The sequence below is a fragment of the Sporosarcina sp. ANT_H38 genome, from assembly GCF_008369195.1.
Taxonomy (GTDB): Bacteria; Bacillota; Bacilli; order Bacillales_A; family Planococcaceae; genus Sporosarcina.
In genome coordinates this window covers 828872-848990 of the sequence record NZ_VOBC01000001.1, presented here as the reverse complement: position 1 = coordinate 848990, position 20119 = coordinate 828872, and the positions used below count along the sequence as shown (strand labels likewise).

Genomic DNA, 20119 nt, shown 5'->3' with positions numbered 1-20119 from the left:
AGTTAATCCCCCTAATCTACTAATTTTGGAGTTACCAAAAATATATCTTTGCTAAAGCAAAAACAGATTCATCCAGCTTTACAGCATATAGTTAGTTAACTACTGCGTCCTCTTTCGCTATCAATTAAACCGCGAATAAGTTTTTACTTAAATCGATTTCACAATTACTTATTTCATGTGTAAAGTCGAATGATATAATTCATCTATCAATTCAATGTCCGTCAATTTCCCGGACTAATTTCGTTGATTATAGCGGAAGGTGGCGACTCCTGCGGGAACAGCGCGAGCTGAAGCCCCCCCAGGAAGAGACGTCAGGTAGGACAGCTTTTGCGACCAAAAGCGAAGTGTTGGGAGCAGTGGATGTAATATTTCTGCGAAAGACGTAGAAATTCACAAATCGTACCCTGCGCTGTTCGATTGGCTGAAGCCGTGCCTACGGAAAGCGTCTACCTGAAGCGGCAATCAACTTTGTTCAAATTTTTATGGCTGATTCCTCAATTATGAAATTGACTCACTTATATTCCGAAAACAGAATATTCACCTAGCGACATTATAATCCAAGCACTTCTCCAATGACTACCACAAAAAGCAATTTAACACTTTTTTCTAAATGATATCCCCATATTAAAAATCAAACAATAAAAGGACACTACAGCTTCCTATCAAAATCGATGAAAACTAGTGCCTTTATTAGTGTTTATAACCTAATCGCCTTTTTAAGTTTACTTGATTCATATGCTGCCAATGAAACCTCCAATGATTTCAGTCCGTCATAACCTGTGATAGACGGTTCTCTTCCTTCTTTCACACAGTTGATAAAATCACGAATCAATCCCAAGTCCATGTCGTTTCCATAAAAAACGTGCTCCAATGATTTTTTTACACTGCTGAACATCCTCACATGCTCTTTTAATGCATCGACTTTCACAGTTTGCTTCGTCCCAATCACTTCAATCGTCACATCTCCCCATGTTGGATACTCTGTAAAACGAGACCAACTTGCATCATGTGAAGCAATTACGCCATTAGCGAATTCTAATGTGAGAAGTCCAGCATCATCAATCGCTATATCATGAAAATAGGAATCAATAATTGCCTTTACCTCTATGACTTCTTCATTTAAATACCATCTCATGATATCAACCATATGTACGGTATGATCTAATACAGCACCACCACCAGATTGTTCTTCATCTATAAACCAGCCCCCAGGATTTTGCCCTCGATTGGTCGTCCGAAAAGCTATAATTTCACCCAGATCTCCGTTATCAATCATTTCTTTTACTTGTTGAATTGGCGAGCTGAATCGTACAGGATATGCAATTTGCAAAATAACAGCATGATCTTTACATACTTGGATCATTTCTTTAGCGTCTGTAAGGTTTGTTGCAATTGGTTTTTCACAAAGGATATGTTTCTTTGCTTTCGCAGCATTTACAACCATTTCTTTGTGTCGATTGTTTTCACTGCAAATAATGACAGCATCCATTTCCAATTCTAGAAATTCTACTTGATCACTGTAGTGGACCGTATTATATGTTTTCGCAACTAGTTGTCCTCTTTCAACGTTTTCATCAAAGATGCCTACTAACTCAACGTTTGGTATTCTCTTTACACTATCCGCATAACTGTATGCATGCATATGCGCAAAACTCATCATGCCGGCCTTCATAAATGATCTCCCCCATTTATTAGCTTACTAAAATAATTCATTTGATTTACTAGCTCCTGATCTACTTTCTGTGCTGATGCTAAAATGGCATCGACCGAATAGGCTAATGGTAGAGGCGGCTGACTTCCTCGCTGAATTGGTCTCATCTGATCACTATCAAATTCGATAATCGTTTTAATCCCGCTCCATTCAAACTCAATTCGCTCTTGCTCAGCCACTGTATATTCAATATGTGCCATTGTTCCCTCACCAAAATCCATTAAAATAATCGTATGTGTGGGTATTACAGATTGATCCGTTTTTTTCACTTGAATACCTTGCGCCTTCCCAAGTAATGACGATAATACATATAAATCACCCGTGAGTATCGAATTGTTTTCATATTGATTCACCATGCGTCTAAAACGGAGAACCCCTTTAGGTTTATCATCTTTTTCGACCATCTCTTTTACCTTTTGATAAAACGGGTAATTTTCTAAATCAAAATAGACATGCCAACCTAGTCTTTGATAGTCAGCTGTTAACTCAGTGAATGGAATATATACTGCATTTTTGCTATCGCCCACAATTTTTAAATACTCTTCAGATTCCGCTAACACATATGTTGTATCTTCATTAGTAGCATTTTTTAGTTGTTCAACAGACTCTATTAGACTTACATTTTCTAATGTATTACGAAAGTCGAGTTTCTCTAAGCTAGCAAATACGATTTTCATGTTTACTTTCAACTCCCTATCTCAATAGGTTTCTTAAACGGTTAACCGCTTCTTTATTTGCCATTTTAGCGTCGTCATATCCTTCATATTCAATTGATAACCAGCCATCATACTTACTACTTTTTAATCCATTTACAATATAAGCAAGATCTACTTCTCCATCACCAGGAATAACCCCGATTAACTCAACCCCTTCTGTTGAAAGAAACCCATGGAGTGACTCATTTTCTACTTTTTCACGAAAATCTTTAAAATGAACATGAACAATTTCATTTTTCAACTGCTCAAATGCTTGTGACGGTTTTTCATGGACAAGCAAAAAGTTTCCAGTATCAAACGTTGATTTTACAAAAGGACTATTCACTGCCTTTATAATCTCGCTTACTTGCTTACTCTTACCGGCTAATAAGCCGTGATTTTCAATAGCTAAATAGACTTGCTCTTTTTCAGCTGTTTCGGCACATTTCTTCAAACCTTCGATAATCCAGGCTGAACCATTTTCATATGTTTTGTCACGTTGGATATCGCCACAAAATATGCGCACAATATTCGTGCCAAGTTTTTTTGCAATCTGAATACCATTCAAAACCTTTACCACTTCTTCAGCACGTTCTTGGACTTATTCTTTCACAAAGTTATTCATGATATCGTATGCAGACACTTGTAATTGACAGCTTTTCAATGCGGTTAGTACTTCACCGATTTCTTCGTATTTATCTTCTTTATTCGTCCAATAAATATCGAGCAATTCCACCCAATCCGATGAAATACTGCTTGCATAGTCAATAAAATCGACGATCGACCAGTTCTCTTTTCTGATAGTCGATGCCAAGCTATACATACTCACACTAATTTTCATACTACTCCTCCAATTCAATTGTCCTTTACTCACAATAAAATTCTGCAGGCCACTCTAATTCAAAACCGTCTGCTCTTAACATATCTTGAAACCTTTTTACTATCAGATTATTTTCTCGAACTGTTTTTGGATCAGTTTTGTTTGTTATACAAAAAGCCACTAAGGCACCGCATGCCTCACCTATATTCCACTCTGTTGGATGAAGACGATAGCAGCCGTTTGTTATATGTGTTGTGCCAATATTTTTACTGCCTGCTAACAGATTAGCTGTATCTTTCGGGATCAGCGCACCTAATGGGATATGAAATGGTAATGCTTTTATATCCAGATAGGTTCTCCCTGACATACTTGGATGTAAATCGATGCTATATGATCCAATCCCTATCCGGTCAACATATACCTTCCCTGTCTTTCCTTCATTAAAATCAGCTGAAACATCCTGCTCTACTATGGTGTACTCTGCTTTGATCCGTCTCGCTTCTCTTATATAGGCTGCTTTTGCTAAGCCATCTTCAGTTACAAATAGATCTTTACGAAGTTTCAACCCTGGATATCCTTTTTCCCCATTAGGCCGTGGTGCTTCGGTTTGTAACCAATACAATAGCGACAAACTTAACTGTTTAGCTTGATAGAGATGTTTCTCTTTTTCTACGTCGGACACATCGTAAATATTACCTAAGAAGTAATCACTTTGTGGCCAATTCATTAGGCTGACATCACCAGCATCGACCGGTGCATTAAACTGTTCTTTATCAAAGCAACGTCGGTAATCCCAGAGAGGAAAGCCTGTCTCTTCGCGAAACAGCGTATATTCTCTTATCTCTTTCGTAATCGGATGTGGCGCAAAAAAGCTTAAATAGTTATCAGGCCATATAGCTGGATGAAATTCTTTCCAAAACTCGTACATCTTCGGCTCAGGTATCGTATGATTTTCTCCTTGTCGGTATTCCATTCCAAGTACATATGTGAAAGCTTGAATATCATTCGGGTCCGCGACTTCTAATGCATGCGGTTCATGTGTGTCAGCTTTTGCTTCCGCACCTGTTACATAGCCAACACCAGCTAATGGTAATAGATCTCCAGCCTCTGTAGCATCGATGAAATAGGGTGCAGTAGCCATTTCTTCTATACCAGTCACTGCATTTTTATAAGTTACGCTAGTTACTGTTCTTTCATTTCTATTAACCTTGGTAACTATCGTGTTCAATAGAATCGTAAGTTGGTTTGTTAAGACATATGGCAGGAGCATTTCATTCAATACATGCAGACTAACTCTCGGATCATGACAAATGCTACTTACCAAACCATTCCCCGGATTAAATGGTGTTTTAGTAATTTTTACATCCATTGTTCGTAAATAAAATTCTCGTACCTTTCTTCGATACGTTTGGTACCTCCGTGTTGAACCAAATTCTTCGATCCACTGATGTTCGTCAGGTGGAACCCCTTGTGAAGTAACTTGACCACCTATCCAATCGGTTTCTTCAGTTAATAAGACGTGTAAGCCATTGGCACATGCTGATAACGCTGCTGCACAACCACCAAGTCCACCACCTATAATGACAACATCTTTATCCACCGTTTTCATTTATACATAAACTTCTTTGCCCGTTTTTGCTGACTCATAGACGGCATTCAACATTTTCATAACTTGCACACCATCAGCGACAGGTGCAATCGATTCTTTTCCTTTTGAACAACAGTCAACGAAATGATTGATTTCGTTTCTAAAGGCTTTTTCAAAATCGAAGCTTAGATTATCAATTTGTGGTGTAATATTTAAAATCGTATTATTTTTCTCAGTCACCATTGCTAATTCCGGTTCAATTTCTGCGCCACCTTTTTCTCCAAACAATTTAACGTATAACTCATCCTCTTTGGCGTGAAGTGTAAAGCTAACATCTACGAACAAAGATGCACCATTGTCAAACCGAATGAGCGCATTTGCCAAATCTTCCACATCATTTAAGGCTGGATCATAGTCAGCCGCTTGGTAGAATGATAGGTTTTGTATATGGCTCCGATTGCCTAACTTTGAATATGTATTCCCACTAACCGAGACAGGTCGTGGTTTCCCCATCAGATACCAACAGATATCAATCATGTGAACACCTAAATCAATAAGCGGTCCCCCACCTGATTTCGACTGATCACTAAACCAGCCACCAGGATTACCAAGCCTTCTTAAACAAGAAGCCTTTGCATAATAAATTTCACCAAGTTCATCTTGATCGATAAATTGCTTGAGTAGCTTTGTATTATCTCCATGACGCCTGACAAAACCAACCTGTAGTATTTTACCTGATTTCTTAACTGCCGATTCTACAGCTTCTGCTTGTTCGACAGTCATACATAATGGCTTCTCAACCAATACATGCTTTCCTGCTTCCAATGCTGCAATTGCAATCACTGCATGCGTGTTATTCCACGTACAAATACTAACCGCATCGATTTCCGAATTTCGCAATAACTCTTCATAGTTGCTATACAATTCAGTTACACTATAGCGTTCACCAACTTTGACTAGTCGCTGTTCATTGCTATCACATAACGCAACTAACTCTACTTCATCATTTTTCATATACGGATTAATATGGAACTCAGAAATAGAACCCCCTCCAATAACACCAACTTTCAACATACACATAACTCCCTTCTATATAATAGGAATAGTAGGCGACACTCTAGTTAAAGGTTTTAATATACTCATTTGAATCAATTTCATAATAGGATTATTAAACGGGAAAAACGAACAATGTTGATTTCCGCTCCAGGTGGACGCTTTCCGCGGGCACGGCTTCAGCCAATCGAACAGCGCAGGGTTCGATTTGTAATAATTTCTGCGCCTTTTGCAGAAATTTTACATCCATTGCTCCCACTGCTCCCAACGCTTCGCTTTTGGTCGCAAAAGCCGTCCTACGTGACGTCTCTTCCTGCGGGGTCTTCAGCTCGCGCTGTTCCCGCAGGAGTCGCCACCTTGCGCTACAATCAACGAGAGTAGTTCGGAAAATTGACGGACAATGAATAGGTAGATGAATTATATCGTTCGTCTTTATACATGAAATAAGTAATTGTGAAATCGATTCATTTCTATAAACATTGAACAAATGAATACCAATATATACTGAGCGAATGCGCTTTACAGCGTCCAGTAACAGGACACTGGGTAGCCGAAGCGAATTCAATTGGGTTCTTTATTTCAAACTATATAGTTAATAATTTTCGTCAATGACATTGACTTTTTATTAATCAACTCTTCATAAGCAGCTGGCGCATCCTTAAAACCAACTTGATCCGTTAGAAATGGTTGGACATTAATTCGTTTGTCTTTTACTAAACGTAGGTACTCTGCTACATTTCTTCCCTCTGTCCAGCGTACATAGCCATATGGATAGTCGATTGCCTGTTTTTCATACGCTTCGTCATATCGCCCTGGTCCACCAGCACGTGAAATAAGAATTTGTGCTTCCTTCGCAAACAGTAGATTTCGAGGGAAGTCTGGTTCTATATCACCTACAATTACAACTTTACCTTGTTGTCGAACCCACTCTAAACTCTGATTTGTCAGTGATGAACGTTTACCGCCTGCACATAAAAGAACCGCATCTGCACCATATTTTCTCGTGCAATTCTCTATTTCACTTTCCATCTCCGGGATAGTAGAAAAAGAACGAATACTGGTTTCTTCATGAAGCATTGCTGCCCGTTCTGCTTGAATATCGAAGGCAACCACATTATATGCAGCGGCATTGGCTATTTTAGCAATCATTTGACCAAGTAATCCTAAGCCAACAATAACAACCGTTTCCCCGAATTCGAGTTTTGCAATCCTAAGTGCGTGAATCGCAATCGCGCCAATTCCTGCTAAAGCCGCTTCCTCCGGCTCTACGCCAGACGGGACCTTCGCACATAATGTGGTTGGAACTAGTAGACAGTCAGAATGACCTACATAGGGAGCCCCATAACAGGCAACAATATCCCCTTTTTGATAGTCATCTACACCCTCACCACATTCCATAACAACCCCAACCGCACTGTAGCCTAATGTGATTTCTCTCTCCTCACTAATTCCAATCAAGCTTAGTTCAGTCCCAGGTGAAATGACCGAGTGCAGTGTTTTAATTAATAGATAGGAAGGTTTAATCATGGGTTTCGTGCGCTCGATAATATGGACTTTTTGACTTCTTGCAACAATTGACTTCATTTCATTCACTCCTTACTCTTTGAACCATTTGGCTAAGTTCTCTTTCACAAATGCATCATCATGCAAATGCGGATAGTCGACATACACACGATCTATTTCTGCTAGTTGATTTGGGCTTAATTGTTCTTTATCAAGTAAACACCAACGACCTTTCAAAAGTCCTTGTCTCGCCAATACTTCATTAATACCTGCAATGCTCCCTTTAAATTGATTATTCGGGTCGAAGAAAGCGGCGTTTGCATCGGTTATTTCTTGCCCTAATGTTAGTAATTCATTTGGAATCTCGCCTTTTGCTCGAACCCTTTTTATTTCATTAAAAATAGCCACTGTTGTTTTCGTCCAGACTGACCAGTGACCAAGTAGGCCACCCACTATTTGCTTTTCTATCTTTTCCCCGTCCACATTGATTCGATATATTGTTAACAAGTCATTAACAATATTGTCATCATTGCCGGTATAAATAGCGATTTCTTCATTTCTTTTTGAATGGCAAACCGCCCGAATCACGTCAAGAGATTGATATCTATTAAAAGGTGCTATCTTTATGCCATAAACATTCGGTATATCAGCAAGCCTTCTCCAAAAATCATAGGAAAGAATGCGCCCTCCTACTGCCGGCTGTAAGTAAAATCCTATAACTGGAATAATCTCCGCTATTTTTTCAGTCCGATTAAGTAGATCTTCCTCAGTAGCATTGTGTAATCCCCCCATACTTAACAGCCCGAGGTCATATCCGATCGCTTTTATAAATTTCGCCTCTTCTAACGCCTGTTCTATGGGGCCACTTATTCCACCAATTTTTATGAATGAATCAGGAACTTGTGCCTTTCTCATCTCTTCAATCGCAAGGGTTAATACTTTTTCAAATAAATTAAACTGCGGATCACGAATTTCAAACTGGGTTGTATGGACACCAACTGCAACCCCCCCCACACCTGCATCAATATAATAGCGAGTAAGTGCACGTTGACCCGCTTCATCAAGTTGCCGATTTTCGGTTAGAGCAAGAGGATGAGCTGGAATTACAGTTCCCTCGTGTAATTGTTTTTTCACTGCAGGACTCAACATTTAAAAAGCTCCTTTTCGCTCTTGGAAATGGGTTGGTTTATTATACGTTTCCCCGTTATTCACCAGCCAGTCTGCTGTCATATCAATCATTTGTTGAAGTGATACTTTTGGATAGCCGAATAATTGATGCGCTTTGGAAGCATTATTTAATAATGCTGTCGGCTGCTCTTCATTGACAAACAGAGGCTTCTTTTCAAATCTAGCCCCAAATTCTTCAGCCAACCAACGGACTGAAATAGTTTCTGGTCCAGTCACATTCAATATTTTCGGAGGTGTATTACATTGTAGTAATGACCTTACTGCGTATTCGTTTGCATCTCCTTGCCAAATTACATTTACACTCCCCATTTTTAAATCAATGGCTTTACCCTCTAAAACATGTTGAGCGATTTCGACTAACACTCCGTATCGCATGTCAATTGCATAATTTAGTCGGAATATGAGCATTGGAGTTTCGTTATTACGTGAAAAGTTTGTAAGGACACGCTCTCTTCCTAAACATGATTGTGCATACTCCCCTATTGGATTAGCGGCTGTCTCCTCAGAACAATTACCACCCACCACATTCGTTAACGGATAAATATTACCTGATGAAAATGCAATAATCCGGGAGTTTTTAAATTTCTCTGCAATCCTACCCGGTAAATAAGCATTCATTGCCCATGTAAAATGTTCATTGCCGGCAGTTCCAAATTTATTGCCTGCCATTAAAATAATGTTTTTAACATTAGGGAGTGATTGTAGTTGCTCATCATTTAATAAATCAACAGCAATTGTTTCAATTCCAAAGTCCTCTAACTCTTCTTTTAAACTGCCAGTTGAAAACCGAGAAACCCCAATCACCTTCTTATCTAACCCAGCTTCATCAATTGCTCGTTTCGTCATCTTCGCTAATGTCGGTCCCATTTTTCCACCAACACCTAAAATTAAGATATCACCATCTACTAATCTAAGATCATTGATTAGTTCTGATGATGGTTTTGTCATAAAGTCTTCAAGCTCTGCAAGTGTCTTCATATCATCACTCCCTTTTTGTTTTAACACAACCAGTTATCAGATATATCTAAATTGTTATTCAGTAGTATTGTATGTAGACCTCCACTAAAAGACAAGTCTTAATTAAGTCCTTTTATACCATTTAACTTTCGTAATGAATTAGCGCCATCATCACTTGTTTTTGACATAATTACCAGAAGTAAGTATTATAAACAAAACATTAGATTAAGAGACACTAGCCCGTTATCTTACATTCTCATGATGATAAGGAGGAAAAATTTATGCTTAGAAAAAGTATTGTACAAGATAATTCAGATATTAATATCGGAATCATCGGACCAAAAGCACTCGTCGATCAAACACGGGAAACGCTGAAAACATTTCCAAACTTTAAACCTGTTTTCAGAATCATAGAACCTACTAGTCTTATCACAGAAATAACAACGGAATTAATGGATGACGTCGAAGTTTTAATGTTTACAGAATATCACTCATACAATATCGTCAAACAAGTTGTAGATTTTATAATCCCTGTGCATCATATGCCATTAATGGGCACTGGACTTTATAGGTCATTATTTATTATTAAAAGTAGGTACAATTTAAAGTGCCTGTCCATTGATACGGTTGAAGAAAAGTATGTTGAACAAATTTTATCAGAGCTTGAAGAAGTTAATTATGAACTCCTTATCTATAAAAGCCCTTTACAAAATACAATCATCGAGGAAATAGTACAATTCCATATAGATAATTATCAAAGCCATAATGCAATTGCGCTTACAGGGATTCAGGACGTAGCTATTCAATTATCTGCACTCCAAATTCCCCATGAATGGGTAACTCCTACACAACAGGATATGATCGTTTCATTGGAACGAGCGCTCTTAGCAACAAATACACGAAGAAATAAAGAGTCGCAAATTGTCTTCGGTTTAATTAATATCGATAATTTTAAAGGGGTAACAGAAAAATATTCTTCTGAGCATGATGTTCAATTATTAAAATTAACGATCCAACAAATGCTTCTCGATTATATTAAACTGCTTGATGGACATCTGATCAATTTAGGCGGTGAAGAATATTCATTCATTACTACTCGCGGTATTTTCGAACGTGAAACAAGGGGGTATAAATTCATCCCCTTACTCCAAGATGTTAAAAATGAACTAGGCATTACGATAAGTCTTGGTGTTGGCTTTGGCCGTACGGCTGCCGAAGCAGGCAATCACGCCCGATTAGCACTTCGTCAATCAAAAGATTTAGGTGGCAACGTTTGTTATATTGTTCGCGAAGATCGCAGCGTCCTGGGGCCTGTCGATATAACAAGTCATAAACAATATGAAAGATACAATTTAGCCATTACAGATCCACTTCTGTTAGATAAAGCTGAAATGGCAGGAATGTCAGCATCCTATATGACAAAATTAATGGCACGCGTTTCTAGACATAAAAAAATTGATTATACTGCCCAAGAATTAGCTTCAACACTCAATGTAACCATTAGAAGCGCCAATCGAATTCTTTTAAAATGGATGGATGCTGAACTAGTTGATATCATTGGTGAAGAAAAATTAGCACATAAAGGAAGACCCCGCCGCATTTATCGACTAAGCTTTATTGAGGAAGAGCAAACATAATGATCACCTTTATTCGCCGATGGGAGAATCGCTGTATTTTTCATCGGCTTGCATTCCACTACAAAACACTCCGGCTCTAAAACATGAATTTTTTTAACTTATTGTTACATAATTATCGTTTTTCCATAATGGCTACTTTCGTTAGACGCCTCAACGAAACGGATAACCTCTTTTGTTTCACTTAAAGGCACCCTCGAAATTCCGTCACGAAAAAAATCCATAATCTGCTCCAATAAACTAGCATAATAAGGTCTTTGATTTAAATTTATATCGACATATTCCGAACCTTGTTCAAAGTGAATCATTGCACCAAACTGAGAGTTTCCTTTTCGATTACCTCTAACCGTTCCTATGCGCCCATCCTCCCAAACGCCCGTAATAACGTCATGTTCATTGTTCGTTATGGCCGTTACTGACTTTGATCCTTCACCTAGAATAGTGAAAAGCATTTCTATCATATGAATTCCATACCAAAAGAAACCTTGTTGTTTATCCTGTAGCTCCATTGGACCAAAGCAATCAGCACCTATAACTCTTCCCCTATCGGAAATTTTAAGGACATTCGTCAAACTTTCTGCATAACGAAGCGCGGATGTACTCATAATAGGAGTCTGATTGTCCGCAGCTAATCGAATCATTTCGACTGCAACTTTCGAACTTAGACTAAATGGTTTATCGATGAATATAGGTTTTTTAAACGCAACAAGCTTTCGTAATTGCTCATGATGGACTGCCCCATCGACTGATTCTACTAATATCGCATCACTTTCATTGGCAACTTCCTCAATAGAATTCACAATTTTAACTTCAAAATTATCCCTAAGCTCTCTTGTAAAGCCTTCAACTCGAGACATGCTAAGCTCAAAATCAGGTGATCCCCCGGAAAAAGCAACAACTATTTTTCCACCTTGCACATGGTATCTTTCACTCGGATCATTTAATAACTTAGTAAAAGCCACTACATGCGTTGTATCTAACCCAATAATGCCGATCTTTAAAGTACAAACGGTGCCCTCCACTCCTTTCTATATATTGAACATATATATACCTATATGAACTAAGCGTAGACATACCCTAGCGAATTCGATGGAATTCTTTATTTCAATCCTGACATTTGAATTCCTTCCGTAAAGTAACGCTGGAAGAACAAGAATATTAGGAAAGTCGGTATAAATGAAACTGTCGAACCAGCCATTTCGATGCCAAAGTTCCCTTCTTTCCCAAGCATTGAAGCTAAACCGAGCGTTACTGGGAACATTTTCTCCTGCGTTAAGTAAATTAGCGGTTGGAATAGATCATTCCAGTTTGATATAAATGAAAATGTTCCCACTGTTGCAACAACCGGTATCGAAAGTGGTAAAATGACTTTAAAAAATATTTGTATATCATTTGCACCATCAATATATGCAGCTTCCTCCAAATCATTCGGTATATTTTGCAGAAATTGCCTTACTAAAAACACACCCATAATCCCCCATAACTCTGGGATGATCAACGCCCAATATGTGTTTATCCAACCGAAATCGGAAAACATAATGAACTTAGGGATAATTAATAGCTGTTGTGGAATCATGATAACCGCCATGAAAATCCAAAATACGATTTCTCGCCCTGGGAATTGTTTCTTTGCAAAAATGTAACCTAAAACCGCACAAAATATCATCTGACTCGCTACCGGAATGACAGTAATAATAACCGAGTTGAAAATCCATCTGACGAATATTCCGTCTCTCATTATATATAAATAGTTTTTCATTGTAGGATGATCTGGAATCCAAAATAGCGGATCTAATTGTGCATATTGAACATCCTTAAAAGATCCTAAAATCATAATAAGAAAGGGCAATAGGAAACAAAATCCCAAAACAATTAATGCTATATATGAGATCACTTTTTTCAGCATTTTTTCAATCTCCTTTCTGCGGGCATCTACAGATTAGTAATTATTAGATTCCTGTCCTAGGTATTTTCGCTGTATTAGCGAGATAACTAGGATAATAAAAAATAATACATAAGAAAGTACAGCAGCATAGCTTAAGTTGAGACTCGTAAATCCTTGTTCATACAAATAATATACTATGGTTGTCGTAGCATAATTCGGACCCCCACCCGTTAATAAATAGGCCGAATCGAATATTTGGAAAGAACCGATCGTTGTTGTAATCGCGACAAAAAAGTGAATGGGTTTTAATAACGGAAATGTTATCGTCCAAAATATTTTAAATGATGAAGCCCCATCAATCCGTGCCGCCTCATACAATTGTCGATCAATTGACTGCAGTCCCGCAAAATAATAAATCATCGTACTTCCAGCAACTTTAAATATACTCAAACCTGCTAAAACCGCTAAGGCTTGGCTAGAATCAGAGAGAAATAATTGCGGTTCGATGCCTACAAAACTAAGTAAGTAGTTGATCATTCCAGCCTCTGTACCTCTAAATAACCAGCCCCAGATCCCCGCTATGATTACAAATGAAGTGACCACTGGTAAGAAAAAGATTCCTTTAAAGAATCCTGCTGATTTAACACCAGAATTAATAATTAACGCTAAAAGTAATCCTAAGGCCATTGTTGGCACGATATAATAAACTGAAAATTTCACCGTATTCCAAATAGCTTTCCAAGCCAATGTATCGGTTAGGAAATACTTCCAATGTTTAAGTCCTACAAATTCCGGATCGCCAATTACCTTCCAATCCATAAACGTTAAATAAAAGCTCAATGCAAAAGGATATATCTGAAAAATAATGAAGTGAACTAAAACAGGGATTAGAAAGATATATACGATAGCATTACGGTTCCATTCACGCTTCACTCTTTCTCCGAGTGGCAACTTACTCTTTTTAGAAGTTACTGCTTTACTCAGTGTAATCACCCTTTCCTATGTAAGTTAGTAACAGAGAGCTTGATCGTGTATTGATCAAGCTCTCTGCTTTACTAACATTTTATTTGCCTATCTTGCCTTCAATCGCTTTTGCAGCGGCATCTGCTGCTTCTTTTGGTGTTTTCTTTCCTTCCATCATTGTTTGAAGTTCAGCTTGAATTAACGGCATGATTGTGCGTCCCTCTGGATGGATAACTCCCGGTAATGCAAATTGAGTGTAATCCGCTAACTGTGCCAAATATTTTTGCTCTCCAAAGATATCTTTTGCAGATTCTCGAGTAGGTATATACTGTGTGACTGTATTAAACTTCTTCTGATTATCCGAACTCGTTACTACTTTGATGAATTCTGCTGCTGCCGCAGGGTTATCCGTGTTAATTGGGGCTACAAACATCCCTGTTGTCCCATACGTTAGTTGCTCTTTGTTTTTCATTGGTGGCGCAATAACGAATTCAAAAAGATTTTGACTTAGCATACGGCTTACTGAAATACCTGAACCTTGAACTGCTAACATTTTTCCGCTTTCCCATAGCGCATCATGTTCTAATGCAGTAATTGAATCTTTCGGGATCCAGCCTTCTTTATACATCTTGTTAATAAATTCAAATGCTTCTACTCCTGCTTCGTTATTAATTAATACGTCATTATCTGCCGTAATAACTTCTCCGCCTGCTTGCCATAGGAATGGATATAATGTTCCATTCATTGATCCTCCACCTTGGAAACTTGTTGCATAAAAGCCCTTATCCTTTGCTTTTTCAGCCCATTTCTCAAACTCTTCCCATGTTGCAGGTAATTTTGCAGGATCTTCACCAATTGCTTTGATTACATCGGCATTATATAAATACGTGTACGCTTCTTGTAAGATTGGTAGTCCATACAACTCATCTTTCCATGTTGTAGAAACTAACGCTGTATCTACAAAATCATCAATATCAAAGCCTTCTAAATAGGGATCTAGTGCTAGTAACATACCCGCGTCTGCGTATTGTGGCATCTGATCTGGTATTACGTAAAACACATCGGGTCCATTGTTTGCCGCTAGAGCTGTAAGTACTTTTTGGTCACGATTAGCCCATGGTATTTGTTCGAAGTTGACTTTTACCCCAGTTTGCTCTTCATAAGAAGCAATAACCTCTTTCCACATCGCTCCTTCAGTTTCTTGATCACCTGTAAATGGATGTGCCCAAACTGTTATTTCTCCAGAGAGTCCCGCTTCTTTTTCAGTTTCTCCTACTACTTCTTCTGCTGGTTTTTCTCCACCAGTTTCTTCTTTTTCTGTGCCAGTATCAGTGTCACTTGCGCTACATCCCACAATTAAAGCCCCAAGTAAAAGTAGTAATAGAAAAAATCCAATTCTTCTCATCTAAATGACCCCTCTCAAATTTTACTGATTAGTTATCATTTGCTATTCAACTACTATATGATTTACACCCCCTTTACAATTTGACAGCTACTTCCTCTGCACACTATACTTTTCTCGGTGTCTCAACCGATTGGGTAATAACCTTTTAGTACTCTTTCAAATGACACTACTGCAATTAACAAAAATACGTGTGATTACCTTTTCAAATCCATCGAATAGACTGAAGTAATTGAATTGTTCGCCCGTTTTTATCAGATTACATTATTTCTCATCAAGAGACAAGTCTCTAAAGCGTCTTTAATTGGAGGCTTGAGATTAATATTTTTTTGGAAACAACCTATTAATTATGCATAATAATGGTTGCTACTTTCTTTGTTATTAATATATAGTTAACATCGAGAGGTGATTAATTTGATTGGATGGGAGAAATTTAATAGAATTTCTTATAGAATGATTGAATTAGCGTATATTAATTTGCTTTGGGTTTTTTTCACATTAGTAGGGTTAGTTGCTTTTGGAATCTTTCCGGCTACAGCCGCTATGTTTGCAGTCGTCCGCAAATTAATTCGAGACGAAGAGAAATTCAAAATACTTCCTTCGTTCTGGGCTTTATTTCGGGCTGACTTTTTAAAGACAAATGGTTTTGGCCTTATTTTTCTAGTTATCAGCTACTGCTTTTATTTCAATTTCTCTTTCTTACAGTTGAATCGTGGTGAATTGCAATTTTTATACCCCGTATTAATTTTCATACTTATTTCAAGCATCATCACATTATTCTTTTTCTTCCCAGTCTACGTACATTTCAACTTAAAGTTCTTTCAATACCTCAAACAGTCTTTCTTAATCGCAATTACATCTCCGATTGAAGTCATCACGATTGGCGCTTTAGCTGGAAGTATCTACTTTGTTGCTACACTATATCCTGGGATTATCCCGTTATTTACTGGAAGCGTTTTTGCATATGTAGCTACACTAATAAGTTTCAGGTCATTTGCGCGGATAGAGAAGAAAAAAGGAGCACTAACATAACATTTCCCCTAGGTATATTACATACTAATACGTCTGTTGATTAACAAAAAGAAACCAGTAAATAACTTGATCACCCACTGCCCACTACTTGTATAGTTACGCTTTGGATTGAATGACTTCTATTACGATTAACGTGATGTCTGGATATGTAGGGATGCTACTTCGTCGTATCCCTACATATTTTCCCGGTAATCGTATGGTAGTTCTTCATCCATCGCTCTCCACATGCATAAGTACACGAAGTGCTAAAGCTTTTTGGGACGAAAGAATAGAGGGGCATCTACATGAATAAAAGCCGCCAAAGATACAATTTTGGCGGCTGATGCTTTCATTATGTTTTTTTCTTATTTATTTTAAAGAAGTGTCACTTTCTATTTGGCATCACATGAATACATGCCTAATATTTGCAGAAAGTAAACAAGGCGCAGCGCTATTCACCAGTATTATGTGCAAATAAATGGCTACTTAACTGACGTGACATGGTAATTTACTATTAAATACGCTAGGAACACCAGTCGCAGAATTACAGCTGGATAATGCATTAAGAGGACACGCTATTAAGATATGTTCTACTGACGAATGCCATTTCATTTTCTATATTCATAAGAAATTCTAAACTATATGTTGCAAGGTGTCGCATTATATGAGCCTTGCGTACTTCATCAAAAAAACTGACGCCCCCTTTATAGGTCGTCAGTTTGATCTTCCAAGACATTCTCTATATAATCCTTCCCCCATTCATACATACTCTCCAATATCGGCATAAGACTTCTCCCATGTTCAGTAAGTGAATACTCAACTTTTGGAGGGACAACTGGATATACTTCCCGATGGACAATCAAATGGTCTTCAAGTTCACGTAATTGATTCACAAGCATTCGTTGCGTAATACCGGGAATAAGGTTCTTTAGTTCACCAAAACGTTTGGTTCCTTCCTTGCCAAGATGCCATAATACAAGCATTTTCCACTTACCGCCAATAATAGCAAGCGTCAATTCTTTTTCACAATTAAACGCTTTCTGCCCTAAATTCGGAATTTACTCCGCCTCCTTTCCTGATCAATGTACGTATTTTCTCCACCACTATATATTTGTAATTTAAAAAATAAACCATCAACTATGTCCTATTAGATAATTACGCTATTTGGCTCCAAAACGAACTTTTCTATAACATGTAGTACTCCCTCTTCATTGTTAGTAAGTGAGATGTAATCAGCACTATCTTTCAATTCCTTTACTGCATTACCCATTGCAATACCTAAACCCGCTGTTTTAATCAATTCTAAATCATTGTGGTTGTCCCCTATCCCAATAATTTCGGAACGGTCAATGCCCAGTTTTTCTGCTAGATGTAACAGCGCACTCCCTTTGTTTGCTTCTGGGTGTGTAACCTCGAGATAGTCTACTTTTGATTTCGCGATATGAGCCCGCTCTCCGAACAGTGTTCGTAATTCTCCTTGTAATTTGTCAAGGTATTCAGGTTTTTCAATAAAGAGAGCTTTCGTAAATCCATGTTTAGCAAGCTTGGCAAGATTCGGTTCTATTGTATATGGGACCTTAACTGCTTCGGCATAAGAAATAAGCTTATCATTTTCTGACGCGCCATAGAGAATATCATCTTGATACACTTGTAAATGTATTTTTTTCTCGCAAGCAATGTCAACTAACTTTTGTGCAATATCTGGTGGAATTATGCGCTCATACATTACTTCTTTTTCTTCGGTATCCTTGATAATTGCCCCCTGATAAGTAATAAGTGGTACATTTATACCTAACTGCTGCGCAAACTGTTTTGCTGAAGGGAACATGCGACCGGTAGCAATCGTTACAATCACTCCTATTTCTACCGCTTTTTGAATTGCCTTGACTGTATCTGGCGAAATCATAAAATCGTCTGTGAGCAACGTACCATCAAGGTCGATGGCAATCATTTTATACATAGAATCTCTCCTTTTATTATGAATTGCGAAACTGCACTTATCTTAGCCCTTCGTTCACAATACTCTTGCAGGTGCAGCAACCATAAAACAGTCTCCATGATCAATTCTCTTTAAACGAACTCCCGCTATTCTTTTCTCGATTCAACTTTGGTTGTTTTTTCGTATATATAGCCATACCTTCATAAATGGTAGGTGTTACATCATACTTTTTAATTGTAACAACTCCCCCTTTATTCTTTTCTAGCTATAAAGCTATCCTCGCATGTTATTTAGGAAGCTGTCTAGTAAAGCCACTTTTGACATACGATAGCTACACCAAAAATTGCAACGATAATATGAAAGAACCTAAGAAACTGATTTCCTTTTCTAAAAGGGAAATCAGTTCTTTTTTATTCTTTAAACCAACTTAGATTCGGTTATATGATCAGCTCACAAAAAGTATACACACTTTAAAATCTATATAAATATGTACTTAAATGGCCTGCAGAATACCCTGAAATCTTCGTAAATAGGAAAGAGATTTCATTCCAAATTAGCATGTCGTCCATACATCATTTCAGAATTCAGCCCTTTTTTCTCCATAACTCTCAAAATAACTGCATCAAAATATAGGAGTAGCGATTGTTCGAACAGTGATCCCATCGGTTGAATTGACTTCCCACTGTTGCCATCCCCTTTTACTTGGGCAGGTATTTCAATCTTAATGTCAGCTAACTTTCCTATTGTAGAATCAGGATTAATGGTAACTGCTACCACTGTTGCACCAATGCTCTTCGCTTTTTTAGTCATAGCGACCAAACTTTGGGTCTCACCGGATCCAGAACCGACAATGAAAATATCATCCAGTTCTAAATTCGGCGTTACCGTCTCACCTACAATGTATGAATCAAGACCAACGTGCATCATACGCATTACAAATGCCTTAGCCATGAAGCCAGAGCGGCCTCCACCTGCAACAAATACCTTTTTCGCATGTAAAATTCCTTCTACTAATTTTTCGGTTTCTTCACTATTAATTAGATTAATGGTTCGCTTTAGCTCGGCCAAAATTTCATCTGCGTAACCTATCGTGTTCATGTTACACGATCACGCTTTCTTTGATTAACTTTTGAATTTTTGAAGCTTCAGCTTTTTTGTCGACTTTACTTGTGATTCCACCACCAACAATGATTAAATCTGGTTGTACTTTAATCACTTCAGCTAACGTTTCAAGCTTAATTCCACCTGCAATTGCTGTTTTAGCATTTTTCACAACGCTTTTGATTGTACGCAGGTCTTCTAATGAATCCTTACCTTCGGCTTGTAAATCATAACCTGTGTGAACACAGATGTAATCAGCACCAAGCTGATCAAGTTCTGCTGCACGTTTTTTGATGTCTTTTACAGCAATCATATCTATCAATATTTGTTTACCTAGTTTTTTCGCTTCTTCAACAGCACCTTTGATTGAAGAATCTTCAGCTTGTGCAAGAATAGTTATTATGTCAGCACCTGCTGTAGAAGCTTGAGATACTTCATAACCTGCAGCATCCATGATTTTAACGTCTGCAAGAACTTCTAAGTTAGGGAATGCAGCTTTAATTTCTGTAACAGCTTTAAGACCTTCTTTGTTGATAACGGGCGTTCCGATTTCAACTATATCGATATGCTCCCCTATTTCTTTTATGATTTCAATGGCTTCTGGAATGTTAACAAGATCTAACGCTAATTGTAATTTCATTTTTTCATTCTCCTTTTGTTCGTTTTTTT

18 protein-coding genes and 1 pseudogene are annotated in these 20119 nt (G+C 37.9%); 2 read left to right on the top strand and 17 right to left on the bottom strand.

Translation table 11 applies throughout. The features are described 5' to 3' along the window. Positions 1–697: 697 nt before the first annotated feature. The 9 genes and pseudogenes from FQ087_RS04080 to FQ087_RS04045 all read right to left on the bottom strand — a co-directional run bounded on the left by FQ087_RS04080 (position 698) and on the right by FQ087_RS04045 (position 9536). Complete coding sequence (locus tag FQ087_RS04080; protein WP_149579261.1) at positions 698–1672, bottom strand: Gfo/Idh/MocA family protein; 975 nt, start codon at positions 1670–1672, stop codon at positions 698–700. Beyond that, positions 1669–2388, bottom strand: a complete 720-nt coding sequence (locus tag FQ087_RS04075) for a hypothetical protein (protein WP_149579260.1) — start codon at positions 2386–2388, stop codon at positions 1669–1671. Before FQ087_RS04075 ends, FQ087_RS04080 begins: the two co-directional genes overlap by 4 nt. Positions 2389–2404: 16 nt before the next feature. Then, positions 2405–2989, bottom strand: a pseudogene (locus FQ087_RS04070) (sugar phosphate isomerase/epimerase family protein); the annotation flags it as partial. Between the two features lie 18 nt (positions 2990–3007). Then, entirely contained in the window at positions 3008–3247 is a 240-nt protein-coding gene (locus FQ087_RS22835) for a hypothetical protein (RefSeq protein ID WP_255452134.1), read from the bottom strand. A gap of 25 nt (positions 3248–3272) precedes the next feature. Continuing rightward, positions 3273–4835 carry an FAD-dependent oxidoreductase gene (locus tag FQ087_RS04065; RefSeq protein ID WP_149579259.1) on the bottom strand — a complete coding sequence of 521 codons (1563 nt, stop codon included), beginning with the start codon at positions 4833–4835 and terminating at the stop codon, positions 3273–3275. Then, a complete protein-coding gene (locus FQ087_RS04060; protein ID WP_149579258.1) occupies positions 4836–5888 on the bottom strand; it encodes a Gfo/Idh/MocA family protein in 1053 nt (350 codons plus the stop codon). It abuts the gene before it with no gap. A gap of 558 nt (positions 5889–6446) precedes the next feature. Continuing rightward, positions 6447–7451: a zinc-binding dehydrogenase gene (locus tag FQ087_RS04055; RefSeq protein ID WP_149579257.1), complete on the bottom strand. Its 1005-nt coding sequence runs from the start codon at positions 7449–7451 to the stop codon at positions 6447–6449. Between the two features lie 12 nt (positions 7452–7463). Next, entirely contained in the window at positions 7464–8519 is a 1056-nt protein-coding gene (locus FQ087_RS04050) for a dihydrodipicolinate synthase family protein (protein ID WP_188006627.1), read from the bottom strand. Beyond that, entirely contained in the window at positions 8520–9536 is a 1017-nt protein-coding gene (locus FQ087_RS04045; protein ID WP_149579256.1) for an NAD-dependent epimerase/dehydratase family protein, read from the bottom strand. A 260-nt stretch (positions 9537–9796) separates the two neighbouring features. Between FQ087_RS04045 and FQ087_RS04040 the strand changes: the two genes are divergently transcribed. Beyond that, the gene (locus FQ087_RS04040; RefSeq protein ID WP_149579255.1) at positions 9797–11152 is read left to right on the top strand and encodes a GGDEF domain-containing protein; all 1356 of its coding nucleotides are present in this window, start codon (positions 9797–9799) and stop codon (positions 11150–11152) included. Positions 11153–11256: 104 nt separating this feature from the next. Here FQ087_RS04040 and FQ087_RS04035 read toward each other — a convergent pair whose 3' ends face one another. The 4 genes from FQ087_RS04035 to FQ087_RS04020 form a co-directional block, all read right to left on the bottom strand. Continuing rightward, entirely contained in the window at positions 11257–12171 is a 915-nt protein-coding gene (locus FQ087_RS04035) for a Gfo/Idh/MocA family protein (RefSeq protein ID WP_149579254.1), read from the bottom strand. A 77-nt stretch (positions 12172–12248) separates the two neighbouring features. Beyond that, positions 12249–13052: a carbohydrate ABC transporter permease gene (locus FQ087_RS04030; RefSeq protein WP_149580739.1), complete on the bottom strand. Its 804-nt coding sequence runs from the start codon at positions 13050–13052 to the stop codon at positions 12249–12251. A 36-nt stretch (positions 13053–13088) separates the two neighbouring features. Further along, on the bottom strand, positions 13089–14018 hold the full coding sequence (locus FQ087_RS04025; RefSeq protein WP_149580738.1) for a carbohydrate ABC transporter permease: 930 nt from the start codon (positions 14016–14018) through the stop codon (positions 13089–13091). Between the two features lie 79 nt (positions 14019–14097). After that, entirely contained in the window at positions 14098–15402 is a 1305-nt protein-coding gene (locus tag FQ087_RS04020) for a sugar ABC transporter substrate-binding protein (RefSeq protein ID WP_149579253.1), read from the bottom strand. 411 nt (positions 15403–15813) lie between these two features. On the opposite strand from FQ087_RS04020, the gene FQ087_RS04015 reads away from it, so the two are divergent. Continuing rightward, entirely contained in the window at positions 15814–16431 is a 618-nt protein-coding gene (locus tag FQ087_RS04015; RefSeq protein ID WP_149579252.1) for a YesL family protein, read from the top strand. A 683-nt stretch (positions 16432–17114) separates the two neighbouring features. Here FQ087_RS04015 and FQ087_RS04010 read toward each other — a convergent pair. From FQ087_RS04010 to hxlA, 4 genes are all read right to left on the bottom strand, one after another. Beyond that, complete coding sequence (locus tag FQ087_RS04010) at positions 17115–17468, bottom strand: winged helix-turn-helix transcriptional regulator (protein WP_149579251.1); 354 nt, start codon at positions 17466–17468, stop codon at positions 17115–17117. Positions 17469–17557: 89 nt separating this feature from the next. Beyond that, entirely contained in the window at positions 17558–18370 is an 813-nt protein-coding gene (locus tag FQ087_RS04005; protein WP_149579250.1) for a Cof-type HAD-IIB family hydrolase, read from the bottom strand. Between the two features lie 522 nt (positions 18371–18892). After that, entirely contained in the window at positions 18893–19447 is a 555-nt protein-coding gene (hxlB, locus tag FQ087_RS04000; RefSeq protein WP_149579249.1) for a 6-phospho-3-hexuloisomerase, read from the bottom strand. Position 19448: 1 nt separating this feature from the next. Next, positions 19449–20090 carry a 3-hexulose-6-phosphate synthase gene (gene hxlA / locus FQ087_RS03995; protein ID WP_149579248.1) on the bottom strand — a complete coding sequence of 214 codons (642 nt, stop codon included), beginning with the start codon at positions 20088–20090 and terminating at the stop codon, positions 19449–19451. Positions 20091–20119 lie beyond the last annotated feature (29 nt).